This is a genomic window from Streptomyces sp. UC4497 (assembly GCF_054871485.1).
On the sequence record NZ_JBTYHB010000005.1, the window covers coordinates 302,218 to 321,620 of the forward strand.

The following is a 19,403-nucleotide window of genomic DNA, read 5'->3' on the forward strand; positions in this document are numbered from 1 at the left end:
CGCCCGTGACATGACGTTGACGCCTCGCTGACGGTTGGCCCCTACCTTGCCTGCCACGCACAGGGGGTGCTGTCATGGAGCGGCGAAGGCAAGGCACTTGGCGATTCTGGCCATTCGGACCGGGCTGGGCGCTGCTGGCGAGCGCGATGGTGATCGTCGTCCTGGTCACGGGCTTCTTCCTGCTCAGGGAATTCGCCGACTGGCCCACTGAAGACCTGGAGCCCGGCGTCCTGATCGCCATCGTGGTCATCTCGTCCGTGCCCGTCCTGTTGATGCTCCTTGAGGCGGTCGCGGCCAGGGGCGGGTCCCTGGGCGGGTTCGGCTTCACGCTCAACTTCGGGGCGGTCGTCGACGCCGCCGCCGAGCAGGCACCGCCGGGCGACGTTCCCCGCAATATGGGTGCCTCCGAGGGGCTGGACCTCCAGGCCAGCGGTGGCCCTCAAGTCCTCGAAGCGATCAACGAATTCGCCAAGAACCCGGTAGCCGTCATCGACTTGCAGGACGGCACCGCATGGTGGGAGACGAGACTGGCCATCATCTGCGCGGGCGCTCAGCGGCTGGGGAGTCCCCGGGCGATCGCCTTTGTCGCCACCGACGCGGGCCGACCCCGGGTCTACCAGGGTTGGGCCGAGCCGAGGCTCATACTGAAGGCGCTTTCCCTGTCCAACGGTTCGCTGCGGCTGGCCCTCGACCGCGCCGCGGTCATCGCGGCGCGGTCGCAGCTGACTTTCCCGCCGGAGTCCTCCACGGATCAGCCGCAGAGCACAAGGGATCTCCAGCCTCCACACCCGCAGCTCGTCTTCACCGGGACCGTGCGCAGGAGTGATGCTCCCGAGCAGATCCTCCTCAACGAAGTACGCGATTTGGAGAAGCGCTGCGGTACGAAGATGGTCAGCATTGTCAGGTTGCACGAACTCCTTGCCGCCTTTCTGCACAAGGAAATCCTCGATGAGGCGATGCCGGAACAGCAGTGGCTGCGGTCCGTCTTCTGCAGTGACGCGCACTATGTCGCCGTGACGCGCTGCGGTCGGTACATGGGCCTCGTCGCACGGAACAAGCTCCTCACTGACCTGTTCCGGAACAGACTCTTCCCTGGGTTGGACTGCGACAACTGCCCTCCCCCTGCACCGCAGGCCGGCCGCGCCGGAACACCCCCGGTCGAGGGTCCGCAGCCCTCGTAGGCGTGCAGTTAGGAGGCAGGCTGTCGACGTGAACGCATCCCGGAGCGGGCGCATCAACGTCCTGATCCTGCGCGCGTGGCGGGAAGGGGGCCAGGCAAGCGGACTGCGCGTCAGGATCGTCGAGGTCAGTGGCCAAGGAGAGACCCCGGTGGCCACCGCCGCGAGTGCCGACGAGGCGTGCGAGGCGGTGCGGGCCTGGCTCGACCGCCTGCATCCGCCCGGTTCTCCCCCGCCCGACTCCCCGGTGACGGAGCGGTGATGCAGGGCTGATGTCCTGTCCACGACGGCATCTCTATCCTGCGAGAGATGCACGGCATTCCCGGGGGAGGCACGATGCGCGCACAACTGGCCGGTGCTGTGAGCGTTCAGTTACTGCAGGGCTTCACCATTACCGTCGACGGCAACTGGGTGTCCATGATCAGCAGCGCCCAACGCCTGGTCGCCTTCCTGGCAGTTCAGCGGCGCCCCCTCACACGCACCCACGTGGCAGAATCCCTGTGGCCGGACACCTCTCCAGAGAAGGCCGCGGCGAATCTGCGGTCGGCGCTGTGGCGGGTCCAGAAGTCCTGCCGGTGTACCCCGAACGGTTCGGCACCCCAGCTGCTGCTCGCCCCGGAAGTGACGGTCGACCTCATCGCGGTGCAGGAACGGGCGCATCGACTGCTCAACCGGGCTACGCCTTGCGACGACCTCCTCTATCCGCAAACGTGCGCCGAACTGTCGGTCGACCTGCTCCCCGACTGGTACGACGACTGGCTGATCGCGGATCGCGAACGCCACCACCATCTGCGATTACACGCGCTGGAGGCGCTCTGCGAACGGCTCTCCCACGCCGGCCGGTACGGGGAGTCGATCGAGGCCGGTCTCGCCGCCGTGCACGCCGAACCCCTGCGGGAGAGCGCGCACGCAACCCTGATCAGGGCGCATGTCGCCGCGGGAAACCGGTGGGAAGCAGCAAGGCAGTACGAGCAGTGTCGCCGCATCCTGCTGCAGGAGATCTCGCTGGAGCCAACGCCCGAACTCCGCAGCCTGCTCCCTACTTCGATGGTTCGATAGTTCGAACCCTGCCGGGCTTAGAAAGGCATCGCTGCAGTTCAGCGCACAAGCCCTGCATACTGCATGTCGCCCCGTCCCACCGAGCCCTGATCCACGCTATTGCCGTTCTCCACCGGTCCCAAGCACCAGAAGTGAATCAGCTCGGCGAGCACATCGGTTCGGTCGGCGACGAGCAAGTGAGCCGCATGGCAAGAGAAGCCATCGAAACTGCCTGACATTCACCCGCTACCTGGAAGTCCAACGGCCAAACCCACCCGAATCGACATCGACGCCCCCGACGTCGATTTGGATTACTACCTGCGCGCATGACGCACTTGTCGAAGTGTGGCAAAGCCCGAGACCGCCAGAGCGATCACCGAGACCATAAGCGTGGAAACGTTGCGCCCCCCGCTCATTCAATGTCACGTATTAGGAGCTATTCGATCCCGTGCGTGATGGGCCAACGGTAGTGGCGAAAACCTTACCGCCTTGAGTCGCACTAACAGCGACGAGCACACCACAGCGACACCGGCCTATACCGACATGCGATAAACCTCCCGCACACGCCGCCCAGCCGGAGGCCACTTCCCGCCGCAAGAGCGAACGAGGAACGCAGCCATCGCGGGCGCAGCGTGCCAACAAGGCCAAGCTAAGCGAAGATCTGCAATCAGGGTCAGCTGAGCAGCGGGCAGCATCTGACGGACATGGATTCCGGTGCAGCAGCATGCGGACCATTCGTGGACAGGCAGACGCGTCCTCTTCGCAACCGCGCCCTTGACCTGTACGTTGCGCGGCCCGTCAATGGCAGGCAACGCGCACACAATCCCGCTCTGGGGCCTACACGCACGGCCGGCCACTTTCACGACGCCATGAGTCCGCAGATCACTGTTCCCGAGCACGACCCATCAGGTTCCGCGATCCAATGCGGCGACTCAAGCCTGTAGTTGAAGTCAGCACGCACCGGACTCCGCCCCCTGCCCCCCCCAGATCTCAGGCACCCCTCACCCACACGCTCAACCATTCAGCCGCAAAGTCCACACAACAGTCATCTCGCCCGTCACCGCCCCATCTTCGCGCTGTACGGCAATGCCGACCGGGAACTCCGGTCGCCCGCCTGCGTCGAGCTCGGCAATGACCTCGACCGCCGGGCGGCCCAGAGTCGCCGTGGCCGTTACCGGGCCCACGGCCAGCTTCTTGTAGTCGATCTCGGCCCGCACCGCGAGCGGCACCGCGCGCGAGAGCTGGTCACCGAAGGCCGTGAGCACGATGGCGCCGCTGGCGGACTCGGCCAGCGTGAACATGGCGCCCGCATGAGGGCCGCCGATGTGGTTGTGATAGTCCGGCTGGTCCGGCAGTCGAAGCACGGCGCGCTCCGGGGTGACCTCGACGAACTCCAGGTTCAGAGTCCGCACCATCGGGACAGCAGTGGCCAGCATCTCGCCCATCGAAGCGCTTTCAGTCGTCATGAGCGAGATGTTACTGGCGAGTAGACAAGTTGACCACCCCTTCACGCTTCACCCCCGAGCCGGGAGAGTCCCTTCGGGGCGCACACCCTCCCCAAAACCGGAATCTGCAATTCGGCGCGGAACGCGGGCGTGCAGGTGTGGGCGATTACGCCCCGGCGTGCGGTCCGCCGACGTGATTGTGGTAGTCGGCCTGGTCGGGCAGGCCGACGACCGCCTTCTCGGGCGAGGTCTCGTGGAACTCGAGGTTCAGGGTGCGGGCCATCGGCACCGTGGCGGCGAGCATGTCGCCGATGGACATCTGATCTGCGCTCATGCCCGAATGTTACCCGCCGGTAGCAAGCTTGACCATCCCTCCCCGCCCCTACGGACAACCGGGAGATATCCGGCATCGCCCGACCAATCGCCCGGTGTCCGGGGAAGCGGTTTGTCGATTCGGCGGCATGGCGGCGATAGTCCCTCAGTGACCTCTGCCGCCACTCCCGAACCGAAGCGTCCACGCCTGCGCCCCGCATGGGCCGGGCGGAACTACACGCTGCTCTCCGTCTCGGCGGTCGTCACGACACTGGGGGCGCACGGCGCGCTGATCGCCTCGGCGTTCGCAGTGCTCGACGCGGGCGGCGACGGCGGTGACGTGGGCCTGGTGGCCGCGGCCCGCACGCTGTTCCTGGTGGTCTTCCTGCTGGTGGGCGGCGCGGTCGCCGACCGGCTGCCGCGGCACCACGTGATGGTCGCGGCGAACGCCCTCAACTTCCTCTCCCAGGGCGCGTTCGCCCTGCTCGTCCTCCAGGGCGACCCGAAGCTGTGGCAGATGATGGCGCTCAGCGCGCTCGGCGGCACGGGTCAGGCGTTCTTCAACCCCGCGGCCGAGGGCATGCTGATGGCCTCCGTCTCCGGGGAGCAGGCGAGCCGCGCCTTCGCCATGTTCCGGATGGGGATGTCCGGTGCGGGGGTGGGCGGCGCCGCGCTCGGCGGGGCGATGGTCGCGGCGTTCGGCCCCGGCTGGGTGCTCGCCGTGGACGCGGTGGCGTTCCTGGTCGCGGGCGCGCTGCGGATGTTCCTCGACGTACGGCACATCGCGCCGCGGGAGCCCGGCAGCGGGCTGCTCGCCGACATGCGGGACGGATGGCGGGAGGTCATCGGCCGGCCGTGGCTGTGGACGATCGTCTGCCAGTTCGCGGTCGTGGTCGCCGTGGTGGGCGCGGCCGAGTCGGTGTTCGGCCCGCTGGTGGCGCGCGACGAACTGGGCGGGGCGGGGCCGTGGGGCATCGCGCTCGGCGCGTTCGGCGTGGGCACGATCCTCGGCGGACTGCTGATGATGCGGTGGAAACCGAAGCGCCTGCTGTTCGCGGCGACGCTCTCGGTCTTCTCCCTCGCACTGCCGTCGGCGGCGCTCGCGGTCCCCGTGCCGCTCGGCCTGCTGATCGCCGTGATGTTCGTCAGCGGCGTCACCATCGAGATCTTCGGCGTCTCCTGGATCACCGCGCTGCACCAGGAGATACCCGAGGAGAAACTCTCCCGCGTCTCGGCCTACGACTGGTTCGGCTCGGTGGCGATGGTGCCGCTGGCCACCGCGCTCGCCGGCCCGGCGGAGTCCGCCTTCGGCCGGTCGGCCTCGCTGTGGGGCTGCTCGGCGCTCGTGGTCGTGGCGACGGCGGCGGTGCTGTTCGTGCCGGACGTACGACACCTGCGGCGACGCGACCCGGCGACCGCCGCGCCCCACGAACCCACGCTGACCGACCCCACGCTGGCCGAACCTCCCGTCACCCCACGCTGACGGACCCCATGCCGGCCGAACCCCCGGTCACCCCACGCTGAACGAACCGCCCGGCGGCTCCGGCGAGGGCACCGCGTCCGCGTCCGCCACGGGCTTCGCGTCGCCGACGAATCGGCGCAGCGCGGCGCCGTGCTCCACCCGCGCGGGGAAAGCGTCGCGGGCCGTACGCCGCGCCAGCTCCGCCACCTCCAGCTCCTCGCCCGAGGCGAGCAGCACGGCGTTGCCGAACCGCCTGCCCCGCAGCACCGCCGGTTCGGCGACGAGCGCGACATGCGGGAACACCGCGGCGAACGTGGCCAGTTGGGAGCGCAGGAACGCGAAGGGCGCGCCGTCCGCGAGGTTGGCCGCGTACGTCCCGCCGGGCCGCAGCACCCGCGCCGCCTGACGCGCGTACGCCAGGGTCGTCAGGTGCGCGGGCACCCGGGAGCCGCCGAACACGTCCCCCACGAGCACGTCCACGCAGGCGTCGGGCGCCGCCTCCAGCCAGGCCCGCGCGTCGCCGCCGTGCACCACGATGCCCGCGCCGTCCGGCACCGGCAGATGTTCGGCGACGAGCGCGAGCAGCCCCCGGTCCCCCTCGACGACCTGCTGCCGCGATCCGGGCCGGGTCGCGGCGACGTACCTGGGCAGGGTCAGCGCGCCCCCGCCCAGGTGCAGCACGTCGAGCGGCGCGCCCTCGTCGCCGAGGCAGTCGAGGACGTGGCCGAGCCGGCGCGCGTACTCGAACTCCAGGTGCGCGGGCTCGTCCAGGTCGACGTACGACTGGGGCGCCCCGTCCACCGTGAGCAACCAGGCCCGCCGCCGGTCCACGTCGGGCAACAGCTTGGCGGTGCCGTGGTCGACGTCGCGGGTGACGGGTATCGGCTCGGGTCCGGACTCGGATGCGTTCACGTGCACATTGTGCCGTCGCGGGGCCGGAACCCGTACGGTCCCTGCCCCGCTCCGATTCACTCCACGGACGTCACCGTGCCCGCGCCCACGGTCCGCCCGCCCTCACGGATCGCGAACCCGAGACCGGCCTCCAGAGGCACGTCCCGCCCCAGCTCCACCGTCATGGCGACGGTCTCGCCGGGCCGCGCGACGGCCACCTCACCGAGGTCGACGTCCCCCACGACGTCCCCCGTACGCAGGTAGAACTGCGGCCGGTACCCGGTGGTGACGGGCGTGGAACGGCCGCCCTCCGCCGCCGACAGCACGTACACCTGCGCCGTGAAGCGGCGCGCGGGCTTGACCGTGCCGGGCTCGGCGACGACATGCCCGCGCCGCACCGCGTCCCGCGGCACACCGCGGAGCAGCAGCGCCACGTTGTCCCCCGCCTGCGCCTCCTCCATCGGCTTGCCGAAGGTCTCGACGCCGGTGACGACGGTCTCCCCTTCCTTGAGGGACTCCGCCCCGTAGACCCGCACCCGGTCGCCGACCCGTACGCGGCCTCGCTCGACCGCGCCGGTGACCACCGTGCCGCGCCCGCTGATCGTCATCACGTTCTCGACGGACAACAGGAACGGCGCGTCCACGTACCGCTCCGGCATCGGAACGTACGTGTCCACCGCGTCGAGCAGCGCCTCGATCGACGCCGTCCACCGCGGGTCCCCGTCGAGCGCCTTGAGCCCGGAAACCCGCACGACGGGCACGGAGTCGCCGCCGTACCCGTGCGCGGACAGCAGCTCCCGCACTTCGAGCTCGACGAGGTCGGTGAGCTCCTCGTCCCCCGCGTCCGCCTTGTTGATGGCCACGACGATGTGGTCGACGCCCACCTGGCGGGCGAGCAGTACGTGCTCGGCGGTCTGCGGCATGATCCCGTCGAGCGCCGAGACGACGAGGATCGCCCCGTCGAGCTGGGCGGCGCCCGTGACCATGTTCTTCACGTAGTCGGCGTGGCCCGGCATGTCCACGTGCGCGTAGTGCCGGGTGTCGGTCTCGTACTCGACGTGCGCGATGTTGATGGTGATGCCGCGCTGCGCCTCCTCGGGCGCCTTGTCGATCCGGTCGAACGGCACGAACGTGCCGGCGCCGCGCTCGGCGAGGACCTTGGTGATGGCGGCGGTGAGTGTGGTCTTGCCGTGGTCGACGTGACCCATGGTGCCGATGTTGAGGTGCGGCTTGGTGCGCACGTATGCCGTCTTGGGCATGGCGATGAGGTCCCTTCGGGAACTTCAGAGAGCTACTGGCCTCCAAGCGGGAGGCGGGGACCCCTGAGCCGGACCGACCCTCCCCCTGCGGGGTCCGCCGGAGTGTCCGGAGAGGGTCAGCTTCGCGCGCCGTCAGCTGCGGCAGCGGTCAGGAGGACGGCAGCCCGAGCTGCGTCCGCGACTGCGGACGGAGCTGCGTGGAAGGCGTGCCGGAACATGTGGCAGATCTTCTCCGACGCGGCGCCCCACGTCGAACGATTTTCCGCGCGCCGAGCGGCAGTTACTCGCCTACGTTCTTCAACGCCTCGCGCACCGAGAGCGGGCTGAGGGTGTCGCGGTGCGCGGCGACGAAGGACCGCACGGCGTCGGCGTCGGTCTTCGCGTATTCGCGCAGGGCCCAGCCGATCGCCTTGCGGATGAAGAAATCGGGGTGCCCGGACTGCCGCAGGCAGTAGGCGAAGAGCCGGCCGGTGTCGGAGGCGTCCTTGTAACGGAGCTGGTGGAGGAGCGCCGTCCTGGCGACCCAGAGGTTCTCGTCCCCGATCCACGCGTCCATGTCGGCGCACAGCTTCGGGTCGGCCGCGACGAGGCCGCCGACGATGTGCGCCGCCAGGTGATCCACCGTGTCCCACCACGGCACGGTCGTGACCAGTTCGCGCGCGACGGGCAGGAAGCCGGACGTGAGACGTCCCACATGGCGGCGCAGATAGTCGATCCCGAAGTAGGCGTACTCGCGCTCGGGCAGCGCCCAGCAGCGCAGCGCGACGGCGGTGAGGTCGCTCTCGTCGGGACGCGGCGTGCCGTCGAGCACGACCTTGGTCAGCTCCCGGCGCACGGGCGAGGTGAGGCCGAGAAAAGGGGCCACGTCCTTCATGTACGCGCGCATCTGCGCGGCCCGCTCGGGGTCGGCGGCCGCGCCGTACACCTCGGGGAGCCGGGCGAGCAGGGTGTCGGCGAGAACGCTGGGCGGCGCGGCGACGGGCACGTGATGCTCCTCGCAACTGGGGCAAGAGCCGGGAAAGTGAGACACAACCTACGGCGATCTTATGTGGGGGTCGGTTAGTCTCCCCGGATGTTCGAGACCGTCCCCGCCCGTCCCGCCGGGCTCGCCGCCCGCTGCGGCCAGGCGCTGCTGTCGCCGTGGTCGCGGCTCTCGCTGCTGGTGCTGCTGCTGGCCGCGGGCGCGACGTGCGTGCTGCTCTTCGAGCCGCAGCGGCTGATCACGCAGGGCTGGCCGCCGCAGGTGAACGGGGCGGCGGCGGTCGTTTTGTTCGCGGTGGCGTACGGCGTGTGCACGGTCGCCTTCGTGCCCAAACCGCTGCTCAACCTGGCGGCGGGCGCCCTGTTCGGCTCCCAGCTGGGGCTGCTCGGCGCGCTCGGCGGGACGGTGCTCGGCGCCGGGCTCGCCTTCCTGCTCGGCCGGCTGCTCGGCCAGGACGCGCTGCGGCCGCTGCTGCGCGGGCGCTGGCTGAAGGCGGCGGACGGGCAGCTCAGCGAGCACGGCTTCCGCTCGATGCTCGCGGCGCGGCTCTTCCCCGGCATCCCGTTCTGGGCGGCGAACTACTGCGCGTCGATCTCGAAGATGAGCATCGTCCCGTTCCTCCTCGCCACGGCGCTCGGCTCGATCCCGAACACGGCGGCGTACGTGGTGGCGGGCGCCCGCGCCTCGACGCCCACGTCGCCCATCTTCCTGATCGCGATGGGCTTCATCGTCGTCACGGGGTGCGCGGGCGCGGTCGTGGCGTGGTGCAAGCGTCATCAGCTGCGGAAGCGGACGGCGCAGGAGGACTGACCGGCTCCCCCTTGAGGCCCCTGCCGAGGCGCAGCGTCACCGCGACGGAGGCCACGGCGAGCACCGTCATCGCGGTGCCGGGCGAGGTCGTCTGGGCCAGCGCGCCCGCGAGCACCGCGCCCACTCCCTGCATGGTCAGCATGCCCGCCGTGTGCAGCCCGAGGGCGTGCCCGCTCAGGCGCTCCGGGGTCAGCGCCATCAGCCGCTCTTGCAGCAACAGGCCCGCCGAGAAGCCGACCGAGGCGAGGGCGACCGCCGCCACGGCGAACGGCAGGGCGGGCCGCAGGGCGAACACCAGGTACGGCGCGGCGAGCAGCAGCCGCAGCGGTGCGGCGAGCCGGGCGCGCCACCGGGGCGGCAGGAAACGGCCGGTGAGGACGTCCCCGGCGAGCATGCCCAGGGCGGCGCTCGCGAGCAGCACTCCCGCGTGCCCGGTGTCGTAGGGGACGAACAGCGCCTCGCAGCCGACGATCAGCCCGTTGGGCACCCACAGCGCGAGATAGACGTACCGGCGCGGGACCGAGGACCACAGGGCGGCGTTGCCGCGCATCGTCTCGCGCGGGGACGGACGCCCGGCCGCGCGCGCCGGGCGCCGGGACAGTCCGCAGCGCCCGACCACCGCGGCGAGCACGTACAGCCCTGCGGCAACGAGGAGTGTGCCGCGCGCCGACAGCACGGTGACGAGCAGGCCGCCCAGGGCGTACCCGAGGATCTGGCAGATGCCCGCGCTCATGTTGAGGACGGAGCGGCCGAGCAGATAGCCGTCGCGGGCGAGGATGTCGGTGAGCAGGCCGTAGCGGACCCCGCCGCCGAGCGCCGACGGCACGCCCTGGACGAGGACGAGCGCGAGGGCCGCGGCCGTCGGAAGGCCGGGCGTCGCCTGCGCCGCCGTGGCGAGACCGAGGAAGAGCGCGAGCCCGACGAGGGCGGCGCGCGGCGGCACCCGGTCCGCCGCGGAGAGCAGCGTGAGCGCGCCCACGACCTGGGCGAGCGAGGGCCCGAACATGGCGAGCGCGGACAGCAGCGGCGATCCGGTCGAGGCGTAGACGAGCGAGCCGAGTGCGAGCCCGCCGACCGTCTGCCCGGCGATCTGGAGCGAGACGGTGGCGAAGAGGGAGGGATATTCGGGCGTGCGGAACAGCTCCCGGTAGGTGTCCATGAGGGGAGGCTGCGGGGCGGTGGACGAGGGGCGTTAATGTTTCGCGCACCCGCGAAACGACGGGGCCGGCGAAACGACGGGACGGGGTGCGGCCGTGGGTGTCTGGCAGGTCGACGCGGACACGCTCGCGGGCAGCCGGTTCATCGTGTCGCGGCTCGCCGAGGCGACCGCGAGCCTGAAGAAACTGGCCGATCCCGTCGCCGCGCACCCCGGCGAGCGGCGCTGGCTGGACACCCATCTGCCCGCCTACCGCGCGCGGCTCGCCGCGGAGCCGACGACGGCGCTGCTGCTGGACGCCGCGTTCGGGGCGCGCTGGATCGCCGACTTCATGACGCCCACACCCGACGGCGCCCGCGAGGACGATCTGGCGGACGGCCTCGCGCGGATCCGCGCCACCCCGCCGGCGGCCGTCCGCGCCGACCTCGCGGTCTCCTCCCCCGGCCCGCTGCCCGACGCGCTCGCCCACGCCGAGGACCTGGCGGAACGCGCGGCGGCGCTGTTCGCGTGGGTGTGGCGGGAGACGGTCCTTCCGGAGTGGCCGCGGCGCCGCCGGATCATCGAGGCCGATGTCCTCGCCAGGACAAGGGAGTTGACCCGGGGCGGCTGGGCGGCGGCCTTCGGCGGGATGCGCCCCACGATGGGCTGGCTCGGCGAGGGCCGGCTCCGGATCAACGCACACGACTACCCGCCACGGAACATCGCCGGCACACAACTGCTGTTCGTCCCGGTCACACCGAAGCAGGGCTGGGTGTCATGGCCGGAGCGGGACCCGGTCGACCGGTACGCCGTGGTCTACCCGTGCGCGGGCGCCCTCGCGGACGTCGACAGGGCGGCGCTGCCCGGCGGACTCGCGGCGCTGCTGGGCACGGCCCGCGCGCAGGTCCTGGTCCTCCTCGAACAGCCGCTGACCACCAGCCAGTTGGTGGCCCTCACAGGACAGGGCCTCGGCTCGGTGGGCCGCCATCTGAAGGTGCTGCACGAGGCCCGCCTCGTACAGCGGCGCAGGGCGGGCCGCTCGGTGCTCTACTTCCGTACGCCGACGGGGGACGCGCTCCTCCGGGCCCAACGGCCGGGCCAGTAAAGGGGCCTGCGACCGGGACCGATAAACGGGGCCTGCAAACCGGGCCTGTAAAGGCTCCGCTCACTCCCCTGTGGTGCTCCCGTCACTTTCGAACGCTACTCTGCCCCACGCGAACCCCGGGCCCGATGTGACGGGAGTTCGCGCCGCCCCGCCTGGCCCGCGTTCGCGGCCGGTTCCGCCGAGCACCTGGATCGCGTACCCACCTCATGACCTGGTTCGAATCATTCATCCTCGGGCTCGTCCAGGGGCTCACCGAGTTCCTGCCGATCTCGTCGAGCGCCCATCTGCGCCTCACGGCCGCGTTCGCGGGCTGGCACGACCCCGGCGCCGCCTTCACGGCGATCACCCAGCTCGGCACCGAGACCGCGGTCGTCATCTACTTCCGCAAGGACATCGCGCGGATCATCTCGGCGTGGTTCAGGTCCCTCACCGACAAGACGATGCGGGGCGACCACGACGCTCAGATGGGCTGGCTCGTGATCGTCGGCTCGATCCCGATCGGGGTGCTCGGCGTGACGTTCAAGGACCAGATCGAGGGCCCGTTCCGCGATCTGCGGCTCACCGCGACGACGCTGATCGTGATGGGCGTCGTCCTCGGCATCGCCGACCGGCTGGCGGCCCGCGACGAGACGGGCGGTCGCCACCGTGTGGCCCACACCCGCAAGGAACTCAAGGACCTCTCGGTCAAGGACGGCCTGATCTACGGCCTGTGCCAGGCGCTCGCCCTCATCCCCGGCGTCTCCCGCTCCGGCGCCACGATCAGCGGCGGCCTCTTCCTCGGCTACACCCGTGAGTCCGCGGCCCGTTACTCCTTCCTCCTGGCGATCCCGGCGGTCCTGGCCTCCGGCGTCTTCGAGCTCAAGGACGCGAGCGAGGGCGGCCATGTCTCCTGGGGCCCCACGGTGTTCGCCACACTGATCGCCTTCGGCGTCGGCTACGCGGTGATCGCCTGGCTGATGAAGTTCATCTCGACGCGCAGCTTCATGCCGTTCGTGTACTACCGGATCATCCTCGGCATCGCCCTGTTCATCCTGGTGAGCGTGGGCGTGCTCAGCCCGCATGCGGCGGAGTCGGCGGGCTGACCGGATCCGGGAAACAGGTGGACCCGGGGAAGAGACCGGGCACCCCAAGTGTTGCGACCCACATCACAGTTGAGCCGAGCGGGACGGGTGGGCGCGGGATGCGAGCGGTGCGGTTTCACGAGTACGGCGGAATCGATGTACTGCGGGTCGAGGACGTGCCGCGGCCCGTTCCCGCGGCCGACCAGGTGCTGGTCGAGGTGCGGGCGGCCGGGATCCAGCCCGGCGAGGTGAGCATTCGGACGGGGTTCCTGCACGAGCGGTGGCCCGCCACGTTCCCGTCGGGTCAGGGCAGCGATCTGGCCGGCGTCGTCGTCGAAGTCGGCTCGCACGTAAGGGACTTCGGGGTCGGCGACGAGGTCGTCGGGTTCACGCACCGCAGGGCCAGCCACGCCGAGTACGTCACCGTCGACGACGTGAACCTCGTGCACCGGCCGTCCGGGCTCCCCTGGGACGTGGCCGGATCCCTGTACGTCGCCGGGGCCACCGCCTACGCCTGCGTGTGGGCCGTGGACCTCCGCCCCGGCGACACGGTCGTGGTGTCCGGCGCGGCGGGCGGCGTCGGCTCGATCGCCGTACAGCTCGCGCGGCGCCACGGTGTCACCGTCATCGGGCTCGCGAGCGAACCGCATCACGGCTGGCTGAAGGAGAAGGGCGTGATCCCCCTCGCGTACGGGGACGGGGTACGGGAGCGGATCTTGGAGGCCGCGGGAGACGGGGGCGTCGACGCGTTCATCGACACGTTCGGCACCGGCTATGTCGAGCTCGCCGTGGAGCTGGGGGTGCGGCCCGAGCGCATCAACACCATCCGCGACTGGAAGGTCGCGGGCCGGGTCGGCGCCCGGACGTACGGGGAAGGCGCGGCGGCCAGCGCGGTCGTCCTCGGCGAACTGGCCCGACTGGCCTCGCGCGGCGAGCTGGAGGTGCCGATCGCCCGCACCTACCCGCTGGAGGAAGTACGCGAGGCCTTCCGCGAGCTGGAGAAGCGGCACACCCACGGGAAGATCGTGCTCAAGCCGTAGGGGCGCGGGCAGGGCGTCACCAGGGCAGCGGTCCCTCGGCGGAGACGTACGTCCCCGTCGGTCCGTCCGCGCCGATCCGCGCCATCCGGACGATGATCTCGGCGCCCTGCTCGACGGTCTGGACGCCCGTGTTGCCGTTCAGGTCGGTCCTGGTGAAGCCGGGCTCGACGGCGTTGATCCGCAGCTTCGGGAACGCCTTCGCGTACTGCACCGTCAGCATGTTCACGGCGGTCTTGGAGGCCGGGTAGGCGAGGCCGGGGTAGCCGGCCGCCGGGTTCCCCGGGTCGGTGGCGCCGGCCAACGAGGCCAGGCCGCTGCTGACGTTGACGACGACGGGGGTGGCGGAGCGGCGCAGCAGCGGCAGGAACGCGTGGGTGACGCGGACGGTGCCGAAGACGTTCGTCTCGAACAGCGGACGCAGGGTGTCGACGGTCTCGTCGGCCGGGAGCACGATGCCGTTGCCCACGGTGCGGCCCTCGATGCCGGCGTTGTTGATCAGTACGTCGAGGCCGCCATCGGCCTCGATGGTCTTCGCGGCGGCCGCGACGGAGGCGTCGTCGGTGACGTCGATGACGACGTGCCGCGCGCCGAGCTGCTCGGCGGCGCGGCGGCCGCGCTCGGGGTCGCGGGCGCCGACGTACACGGTGTGGCCGGCCTCGACGAGGCGGCGGGCGGTTTCGTGTCCGAGGCCCTTGTTGGCCCCGGTGATCAGTGTGGTGGTCATGCGTCCAGGCTGCGCCGGGAGCGGCCCGGCGAACAGTCGTCCCGTCTTCCTGGGACCGGTGATACCAGGAAGATCGCGGCCGGACGGGGCACAGTGGTGGCATGGCACATGCGGAGCTCGGCGACTTCGGGGACACGGTGCGGCGCTGGCGGGACCGGGTCCCGCCGGAGGCCGCGGGGATCGCCGCCGTCGGGCAGCGGCGGGCCGCCGGGCTGCGCCGCGAGGAGCTGGCGCTGCTCGCGGGGATCTCGGCGGACTACGTCACCCGGCTGGAACAGGGCCGCGCCACCCACCCCTCCGACCAGGTCGTGGAGGCGCTGGCCCGTGCGCTGCGGCTCACGGACGCCGAGCGTGAGCACCTCTTCCGGCTCGCGGGCCTCGCGCCGCCCGGCCTGGAGACGGTGCCGGGCCGGCTCACCCCCGGCGTGCGCCGGCTCCTGGACCGGCTGTCCGGGACGCCGGCCGCCGTGTTCGACGCGGCGTGGACGCTGCTGCTCGCGAACCCGCTGTACACGGCGCTGCTCGGCGAGCGCCCTGAGTGGGGAGGCCATGGGCGCAACGGCGTGTGGTGGACGTTCCTCGGGCCGACGAGCCGGGTCCGCCAGACCCCCGACGAGCGGCAGGCCATGGAGACGGCCCTGGTGTCGGACCTGCGCACGACCGCGAGCCGCTACCCGCTGGACCCGCGCCTGCACACGCTCGTCGACGAACTCCGCACGCGCAGCCCGCGGTTCGCCGAGCTGTGGGACTCGGGGGCCGTCGGCCGGCACGCCGCCGCGCGCAAGACGATCGACCACCCGGAGGTCGGTCCACTGACGCTGGACTGCGACATTCTCACGATGGCGGGCGACGACCTGCGCGTCATGCTCTACACGGCCGAACCCGGCACCCCGGACGCGGACCGTCTGACGCTGCTCGCCACGACGGCGCTTCCCGCAGCGGTCGGCGCCTGACCAGGCCTTTCGCGAACTCCTTTACATCTTCGGTCACTTGACGCTCAGGACCGTTCGCTCAGGGTTCCCAAACCGGGCGGCCCGCACGTAGCCTTGGCACATGCCGCCCGTCAATTCTGGTCCTGTGCGGTCTGCCGAGGAAGTCAACGAGCAGATCCGCGGATTGTGGCTGCGCACCGGAGGCCGACTCACCGGAGAGCAGCGCGCCCAGTACGCGCTGCTGGTCACGGAGTGGGCTGCCGCGGTGCGCGCGGAGGTCGTGGAAGCGGCCTAGCGGCCTCCGGCCACCCTCAGTACGGTCCCCGTCGCGTACGACGCGTCCGGCGACAGCAGCCAGGCGATCGCCCCGGCGATCTCGTCCGCCGTCCCCGGGCGCCGCAGCGGGATCCCGGGAGCCGCTTCGCGCGCGATGTCGGGCGTTCCGCTGGTGGCGTGGATCTCCGTGTCGATGATGCCGGGTGCCACACCGTTGACCCGCACGCCCGCAGGGCCGAGTTCCTTGGCGAGGCCCACCGTGATCGTGTCCACGGCCGCCTTGGACGCGGCGTAATGCACGTACTGGCCGGGGCTGCCGATGGTGGCGGCACCGGAGGACACGTTCACGACGGCGCCGCCGCCCGCCGCCGTCATGTCGCGTGCGGCGCGGCGGCAGCACAGCAGGACGCCGAGGACGTTGACGTCGAGGACGCGGCGGAAGTCCTCGGTGCGCGCGTCGGCGAACGGGCCGACCGGAGCGGTGACGCCCGCGTTGTTCACCAGCCCGGTGAGCGGCCCGAGTCGGTCACTCGCCTCGTCGAAGAGCCGCTCCACATCGGCCTCTTGCGACGTGTCGGCCCGCACGACGACGCAGCGGGCGCCCTCGGCACGCACGGCCTCGGCGGTGCGCTCGGCGGCGTCCTTGTCGCTCACGAAGGACAGCGCGACGTCGTGGCCTTCGCGCGCGAGACGCACGGACGTGGCGGCGCCGATGCCTCGGCTGCCGCCGGTGACGAGCGTGATGGGGCGGTTCAAGGGGGCCTCCTGGTCAGAAGTACGTCCCCGTGGACCGGGATGTGGCCACGCGGACGAAGATCATGTCGCGCCGGGCGCACCGTACCAGCGCCACTTTCCGCGCCGTTCCCTGCCCTCCAGTTCGCCCCGCCCCGTGGCCCACAGCAGCGTCGCCCACGGCTCGGTGTCACCGGGGACGTCGGGGAAGAGGCGGTGCAGCGTGCGCGCGCACAGATCGGCGGGCGGCTCGAACGTGAAGCCGAGGCCGAGGGCCAGGTCGTGCGCGTGCACCAGCGTCTCGACGACGCCCATCGCGGCGAAGCCCTCGGGGTCGGAGGCGCCGAAGACGTGGAACCCGCGGGCGGTCGGCGGGGTCGCGCGCACCACCGCCGCGAGGATGCCGCCGCCCGCCTCCAGGGCCCCGAGCATCGCGGACGGGCCCGCGTCGAGCTCGACGGTGATGGTGTTGTCAGGCCCCTCGGCGCGGCGCCGGCTGTAACCCCAGCGCACGTAGTCGTCCTCCAGGGGGCGCAGCGAGCCGATCTGCGCGGCGTAGAAGAAGAGGTCGTCGGCGAGGTGCTCGCCGGTCTCCCAGCACGTCCACTCGAGCGAGCCCGCCGGGGCGTTCCAGTCGGCGTCGGGCGCGGCCCGCAGTGCGGCGACCGTGAGCTCGACGGCCTGCACGACGTCGTCCGCCGTGACGGGTCCCGGTGCCCCGGACGGGAGTTGCGTGTTCGGATCAGCTGCCATGGCGCGACCGTAACAGCGCACGCCGCGCGCTCCCCAGGAGTTTTCGACCCGCCGGCGCACGCCTCTTGGTTCTGTGCGCCCAGGGCCCGAGACTGAGCCGATGACGCAGCGTGTGGAACTGGCGACCGTTCTCGACCGCCTCGCCGTCGACGAGTTGGTGACGGACTACGCGGCGGCCGTGGACGACGGCGACTGGGCGGCGTACCGCGCCCTGTTCGAACCGGAGGGCCGTGCCGACTACCGGGAGGCGGGAGGGGTGGAGGGCACCGCCGCGGAGATCGCGCAGTGGCTGTCGACGACGATGGAGCTGTTCCCGATGCGCCAGCACCTGATCGTGAACCGCCGGGTCCGCTTCGACACCGTCGACCGCGACATCGGCGACACGGGCCGGGTCCGGGCCGACTATTTCAACCCCATGCGCTTCGCGGGCGACGGCGACTCGACCGCCCCCGACTTCATCTGCGGCGGCCGGTACGCCTTCGACCTCGTCCGTACGCCCGGCGGCTGGCGGCTGCACCGGGTGACGGTCTACGAGAAGTGGCGCCGCGTCCCCCAGCGGGCCGTCGCGGGCAGCTGACGCGTTCTCCGCCCACTGTCGTTGATCGTCGGCGGCGCGCACACTGGAGCCGCGAGGCGATGGTCGTACGAGGACGAGTCGGTCGGGAGGCGCGGCGCATGGAGGGGTGGCGGCAGCGGCTCGACACATCACGGTGGTGGCGCGGCGCCGCGGCGGTCGTCGCGGGCGCCCTGCCCGCGCTCGCGTTCCCGGCACCCTCCCTGTGGTGGTTCGCGTACGTCGCGCTCGTGCCGTGGATGCTGCTCGCGCGCTCGGCCGGCACGCCGCGCCGGGCGGCGCTCGACGGCTGGCTGGGCGGGCTCGGGTTCATGCTCGCGGTGCACCACTGGCTGCTGCCGAGCCTGCACGTGTTCACGCTCGTCCTCGCGGCGCTGCTCGGCGCGCTGTGGGCGCCGTGGGGCTGGCTGCTGCGCCGCCTCCTGCACGGCCGGCCGACGCCGGGGCAGGCGGCGATCGCGCTCCTCGCCGTGCCTTCGGGGTGGCTGATGGTCGAACTGGTCCGTTCCTGGCAGGGGTTGGGCGGTCCGTGGGGTCTGCTCGGCTCCAGTCAGTGGCAGGTGACACCCGCGCTGCGACTCGCGTCGGTGGGCGGCGTCTGGCTGCTGAGCCTGCTCGTGGTGGCCGTGAACACCGGCGTGACGCTGCTCGTCGTCGCGCGCGGCGCCCGCGCTCCGGCGGTGGCGGGGCTGGTCGCCACGGTCACGGTCACCGGGGCCGCGTGGGCGTGGGCGCCGCAGCCCGAGACCGACGGGCGGGCGCGGATCGCGGTGGTGCAGCCGGGTGTGGTCGACGGGCTCGGCAGCATCAAGGCCCGCTTCGACCGGGAGGTGCGGCTGACCCGTCAGCTGGCGGGCCGGGGCGCGGACCTCGTCGTCTGGGGCGAGAGCAGCGTCGGCTACGACCTGCCGCGCCGCCCCGACCTGGCCCGCAGGCTCGCCGCGCTCTCCCGCGAGGTGGACGCGGAGATCCTCGTCAACGTCGACGCGCGGCGCCGCGCCGCCGACGGCTCGGGCCTGGGCATATACAAGAGTTCCGTGCTGGTCGGCAGGGACGGCCCCACCGGCGACCACTACGACAAGATGCGGCTCGTCCCCTTCGGCGAGTACGTGCCCGCGCGCTCGCTCCTCGGCTGGGCCACCTCGGTCGGCAAGGCGGCGGGCGAGGACCGGATGCGCGGCACGCGGCAGGTCGTGATGGACGTGCGCCACGGCGGGCGGACACTGCGCGTCGGGCCGCTGGTCTGCTTCGAGTCGGCGTTCCCCGACATGACGCGGCAGCTGACGCGGGACGGGGCGCAGGTGCTGCTCGCGCAGTCCTCGACGTCGACGTTCCAGCACAGTTGGGCGCCCGCGCAGCACGCCTCGCTCGCGGCGGTACGGGCCGCGGAGACCGGCCGCCCGATGGTGCACGCGACGCTGACCGGGGTCTCCGCGGTGTACGGCCCGGACGGGACGCGCGCCGGCGCCTGGCTCGGCACATCGGCGAGCGCGGCCCGCGTCTACGACATGCCGACGGCTCGGGGCACCACGCTGTACGTACGGTTCGGCGCGTGGCCGGTGCACGGGGCGGTGACGGTCCTCGTGGTGCTCTCGCTCATTGAGCCCCTGCGGCGATTGAGCAGCGGGGTCCGGGGCGGAGCCCCGAGTCCGCAACGCCGTCGCCGCCTGAACGGTGCGTTCGAGCCCCGCTGA

Annotated in this window: 22 protein-coding genes; 12 read left to right on the top strand and 10 right to left on the bottom strand. The window is 71.7% G+C overall.

Going from position 1 to position 19,403, the window contains the following annotated elements:
• Positions 1-74 precede the first annotated feature (74 nt).
• From ACYSUO_RS10205 to ACYSUO_RS10215, 3 genes are read left to right on the top strand one after another with little or no spacing between them, the layout of a single operon-like run.
• Positions 75-1,181: a hypothetical protein gene (locus tag ACYSUO_RS10205; RefSeq protein WP_461775736.1), complete on the top strand. Its 1,107-nt coding sequence runs from the start codon at positions 75-77 to the stop codon at positions 1,179-1,181.
• A gap of 28 nt (positions 1,182-1,209) precedes the next feature.
• Positions 1,210-1,440 (top strand): hypothetical protein, encoded by a 231-nt coding sequence (locus tag ACYSUO_RS10210; protein ID WP_461775737.1) that lies wholly within the window; start codon positions 1,210-1,212, stop codon positions 1,438-1,440.
• 47 nt (positions 1,441-1,487) lie between these two features.
• Entirely contained in the window at positions 1,488-2,237 is a 750-nt protein-coding gene (locus ACYSUO_RS10215; RefSeq protein WP_461775738.1) for an AfsR/SARP family transcriptional regulator, read from the top strand.
• Positions 2,238-2,275: 38 nt separating this feature from the next.
• Here the strand turns inward: ACYSUO_RS10215 and ACYSUO_RS10220 are convergent, their stop codons facing one another.
• The 3 genes from ACYSUO_RS10220 to ACYSUO_RS10230 form a co-directional block, all read right to left on the bottom strand.
• A complete protein-coding gene (locus ACYSUO_RS10220; RefSeq protein ID WP_461775739.1) occupies positions 2,276-2,455 on the bottom strand; it encodes a hypothetical protein in 180 nt (59 codons plus the stop codon).
• Positions 2,456-3,229: 774 nt separating this feature from the next.
• A complete protein-coding gene (locus ACYSUO_RS10225; RefSeq protein WP_461775740.1) occupies positions 3,230-3,682 on the bottom strand; it encodes a DUF4442 domain-containing protein in 453 nt (150 codons plus the stop codon).
• Between the two features lie 145 nt (positions 3,683-3,827).
• Positions 3,828-3,995: a DUF4442 domain-containing protein gene (locus ACYSUO_RS10230; protein WP_461775741.1), complete on the bottom strand. Its 168-nt coding sequence runs from the start codon at positions 3,993-3,995 to the stop codon at positions 3,828-3,830.
• 147 nt (positions 3,996-4,142) lie between these two features.
• Between ACYSUO_RS10230 and ACYSUO_RS10235 the strand changes: the two genes are divergently transcribed.
• A complete protein-coding gene (locus ACYSUO_RS10235; RefSeq protein WP_461775742.1) occupies positions 4,143-5,456 on the top strand; it encodes an MFS transporter in 1,314 nt (437 codons plus the stop codon).
• Between the two features lie 27 nt (positions 5,457-5,483).
• Here the strand turns inward: ACYSUO_RS10235 and ACYSUO_RS10240 are convergent, their stop codons facing one another.
• The 3 genes from ACYSUO_RS10240 to ACYSUO_RS10250 all read right to left on the bottom strand — a co-directional run bounded on the left by ACYSUO_RS10240 (position 5,484) and on the right by ACYSUO_RS10250 (position 8,570).
• Positions 5,484-6,347: a spermidine synthase gene (locus ACYSUO_RS10240; RefSeq protein WP_461775743.1), complete on the bottom strand. Its 864-nt coding sequence runs from the start codon at positions 6,345-6,347 to the stop codon at positions 5,484-5,486.
• Between the two features lie 56 nt (positions 6,348-6,403).
• A complete protein-coding gene (gene tuf / locus ACYSUO_RS10245; RefSeq protein ID WP_461775744.1) occupies positions 6,404-7,585 on the bottom strand; it encodes an elongation factor Tu in 1,182 nt (393 codons plus the stop codon).
• 280 nt (positions 7,586-7,865) lie between these two features.
• A complete protein-coding gene (locus tag ACYSUO_RS10250) occupies positions 7,866-8,570 on the bottom strand; it encodes a DNA alkylation repair protein (RefSeq protein ID WP_461775745.1) in 705 nt (234 codons plus the stop codon).
• 87 nt (positions 8,571-8,657) lie between these two features.
• Between ACYSUO_RS10250 and ACYSUO_RS10255 the strand changes: the two genes are divergently transcribed.
• A complete protein-coding gene (locus ACYSUO_RS10255; protein ID WP_461775746.1) occupies positions 8,658-9,377 on the top strand; it encodes a TVP38/TMEM64 family protein in 720 nt (239 codons plus the stop codon).
• Here the strand turns inward: ACYSUO_RS10255 and ACYSUO_RS10260 are convergent.
• Positions 9,301-10,536: an MFS transporter gene (locus ACYSUO_RS10260; RefSeq protein WP_461775747.1), complete on the bottom strand. Its 1,236-nt coding sequence runs from the start codon at positions 10,534-10,536 to the stop codon at positions 9,301-9,303. The two genes, ACYSUO_RS10255 and ACYSUO_RS10260, sit on opposite strands and share 77 nt — an antisense overlap.
• Before the next feature lie 94 nt (positions 10,537-10,630).
• Here ACYSUO_RS10260 and ACYSUO_RS10265 point away from each other — a divergent pair, with 94 nt between their 5' ends.
• From ACYSUO_RS10265 to ACYSUO_RS10275, 3 genes are all read left to right on the top strand, one after another.
• A complete protein-coding gene (locus ACYSUO_RS10265; protein ID WP_461775748.1) occupies positions 10,631-11,617 on the top strand; it encodes an ArsR/SmtB family transcription factor in 987 nt (328 codons plus the stop codon).
• Positions 11,618-11,823: 206 nt separating this feature from the next.
• Positions 11,824-12,699 (top strand): undecaprenyl-diphosphate phosphatase, encoded by an 876-nt coding sequence (locus ACYSUO_RS10270; protein ID WP_461775749.1) that lies wholly within the window; start codon positions 11,824-11,826, stop codon positions 12,697-12,699.
• A 98-nt stretch (positions 12,700-12,797) separates the two neighbouring features.
• Complete coding sequence (locus ACYSUO_RS10275) at positions 12,798-13,718, top strand: NADP-dependent oxidoreductase (RefSeq protein WP_461775750.1); 921 nt, start codon at positions 12,798-12,800, stop codon at positions 13,716-13,718.
• A 16-nt stretch (positions 13,719-13,734) separates the two neighbouring features.
• Here ACYSUO_RS10275 and ACYSUO_RS10280 read toward each other — a convergent pair whose 3' ends face one another.
• Positions 13,735-14,442 (bottom strand): SDR family NAD(P)-dependent oxidoreductase, encoded by a 708-nt coding sequence (locus ACYSUO_RS10280; RefSeq protein ID WP_461775751.1) that lies wholly within the window; start codon positions 14,440-14,442, stop codon positions 13,735-13,737.
• A 101-nt stretch (positions 14,443-14,543) separates the two neighbouring features.
• Between ACYSUO_RS10280 and ACYSUO_RS10285 the strand changes: the two genes are divergently transcribed.
• Positions 14,544-15,395: a helix-turn-helix transcriptional regulator gene (locus ACYSUO_RS10285; protein ID WP_461775752.1), complete on the top strand. Its 852-nt coding sequence runs from the start codon at positions 14,544-14,546 to the stop codon at positions 15,393-15,395.
• Positions 15,396-15,495: 100 nt separating this feature from the next.
• Positions 15,496-15,669, top strand: a complete 174-nt coding sequence (locus tag ACYSUO_RS10290; RefSeq protein WP_266722113.1) for a hypothetical protein — start codon at positions 15,496-15,498, stop codon at positions 15,667-15,669.
• On the opposite strand, the gene ACYSUO_RS10295 is transcribed toward ACYSUO_RS10290, so the two are convergent.
• Both ACYSUO_RS10295 and ACYSUO_RS10300 read right to left on the bottom strand, forming a co-directional pair.
• Positions 15,666-16,406 carry an SDR family NAD(P)-dependent oxidoreductase gene (locus tag ACYSUO_RS10295; protein ID WP_461775753.1) on the bottom strand — a complete coding sequence of 247 codons (741 nt, stop codon included), beginning with the start codon at positions 16,404-16,406 and terminating at the stop codon, positions 15,666-15,668. The two genes, ACYSUO_RS10290 and ACYSUO_RS10295, sit on opposite strands and share 4 nt — an antisense overlap.
• A gap of 60 nt (positions 16,407-16,466) precedes the next feature.
• Positions 16,467-17,135, bottom strand: coding sequence for a maleylpyruvate isomerase N-terminal domain-containing protein (locus ACYSUO_RS10300; RefSeq protein ID WP_461775754.1), 669 nt, complete (start codon positions 17,133-17,135; stop codon positions 16,467-16,469).
• 100 nt (positions 17,136-17,235) lie between these two features.
• On the opposite strand from ACYSUO_RS10300, the gene ACYSUO_RS10305 reads away from it, so the two are divergent.
• The gene (locus ACYSUO_RS10305) at positions 17,236-17,712 is read left to right on the top strand and encodes a nuclear transport factor 2 family protein (protein WP_461775755.1); all 477 of its coding nucleotides are present in this window, start codon (positions 17,236-17,238) and stop codon (positions 17,710-17,712) included.
• A gap of 98 nt (positions 17,713-17,810) precedes the next feature.
• Positions 17,811-19,403, top strand: a complete 1,593-nt coding sequence (gene lnt / locus ACYSUO_RS10310; protein WP_461775756.1) for an apolipoprotein N-acyltransferase — start codon at positions 17,811-17,813, stop codon at positions 19,401-19,403.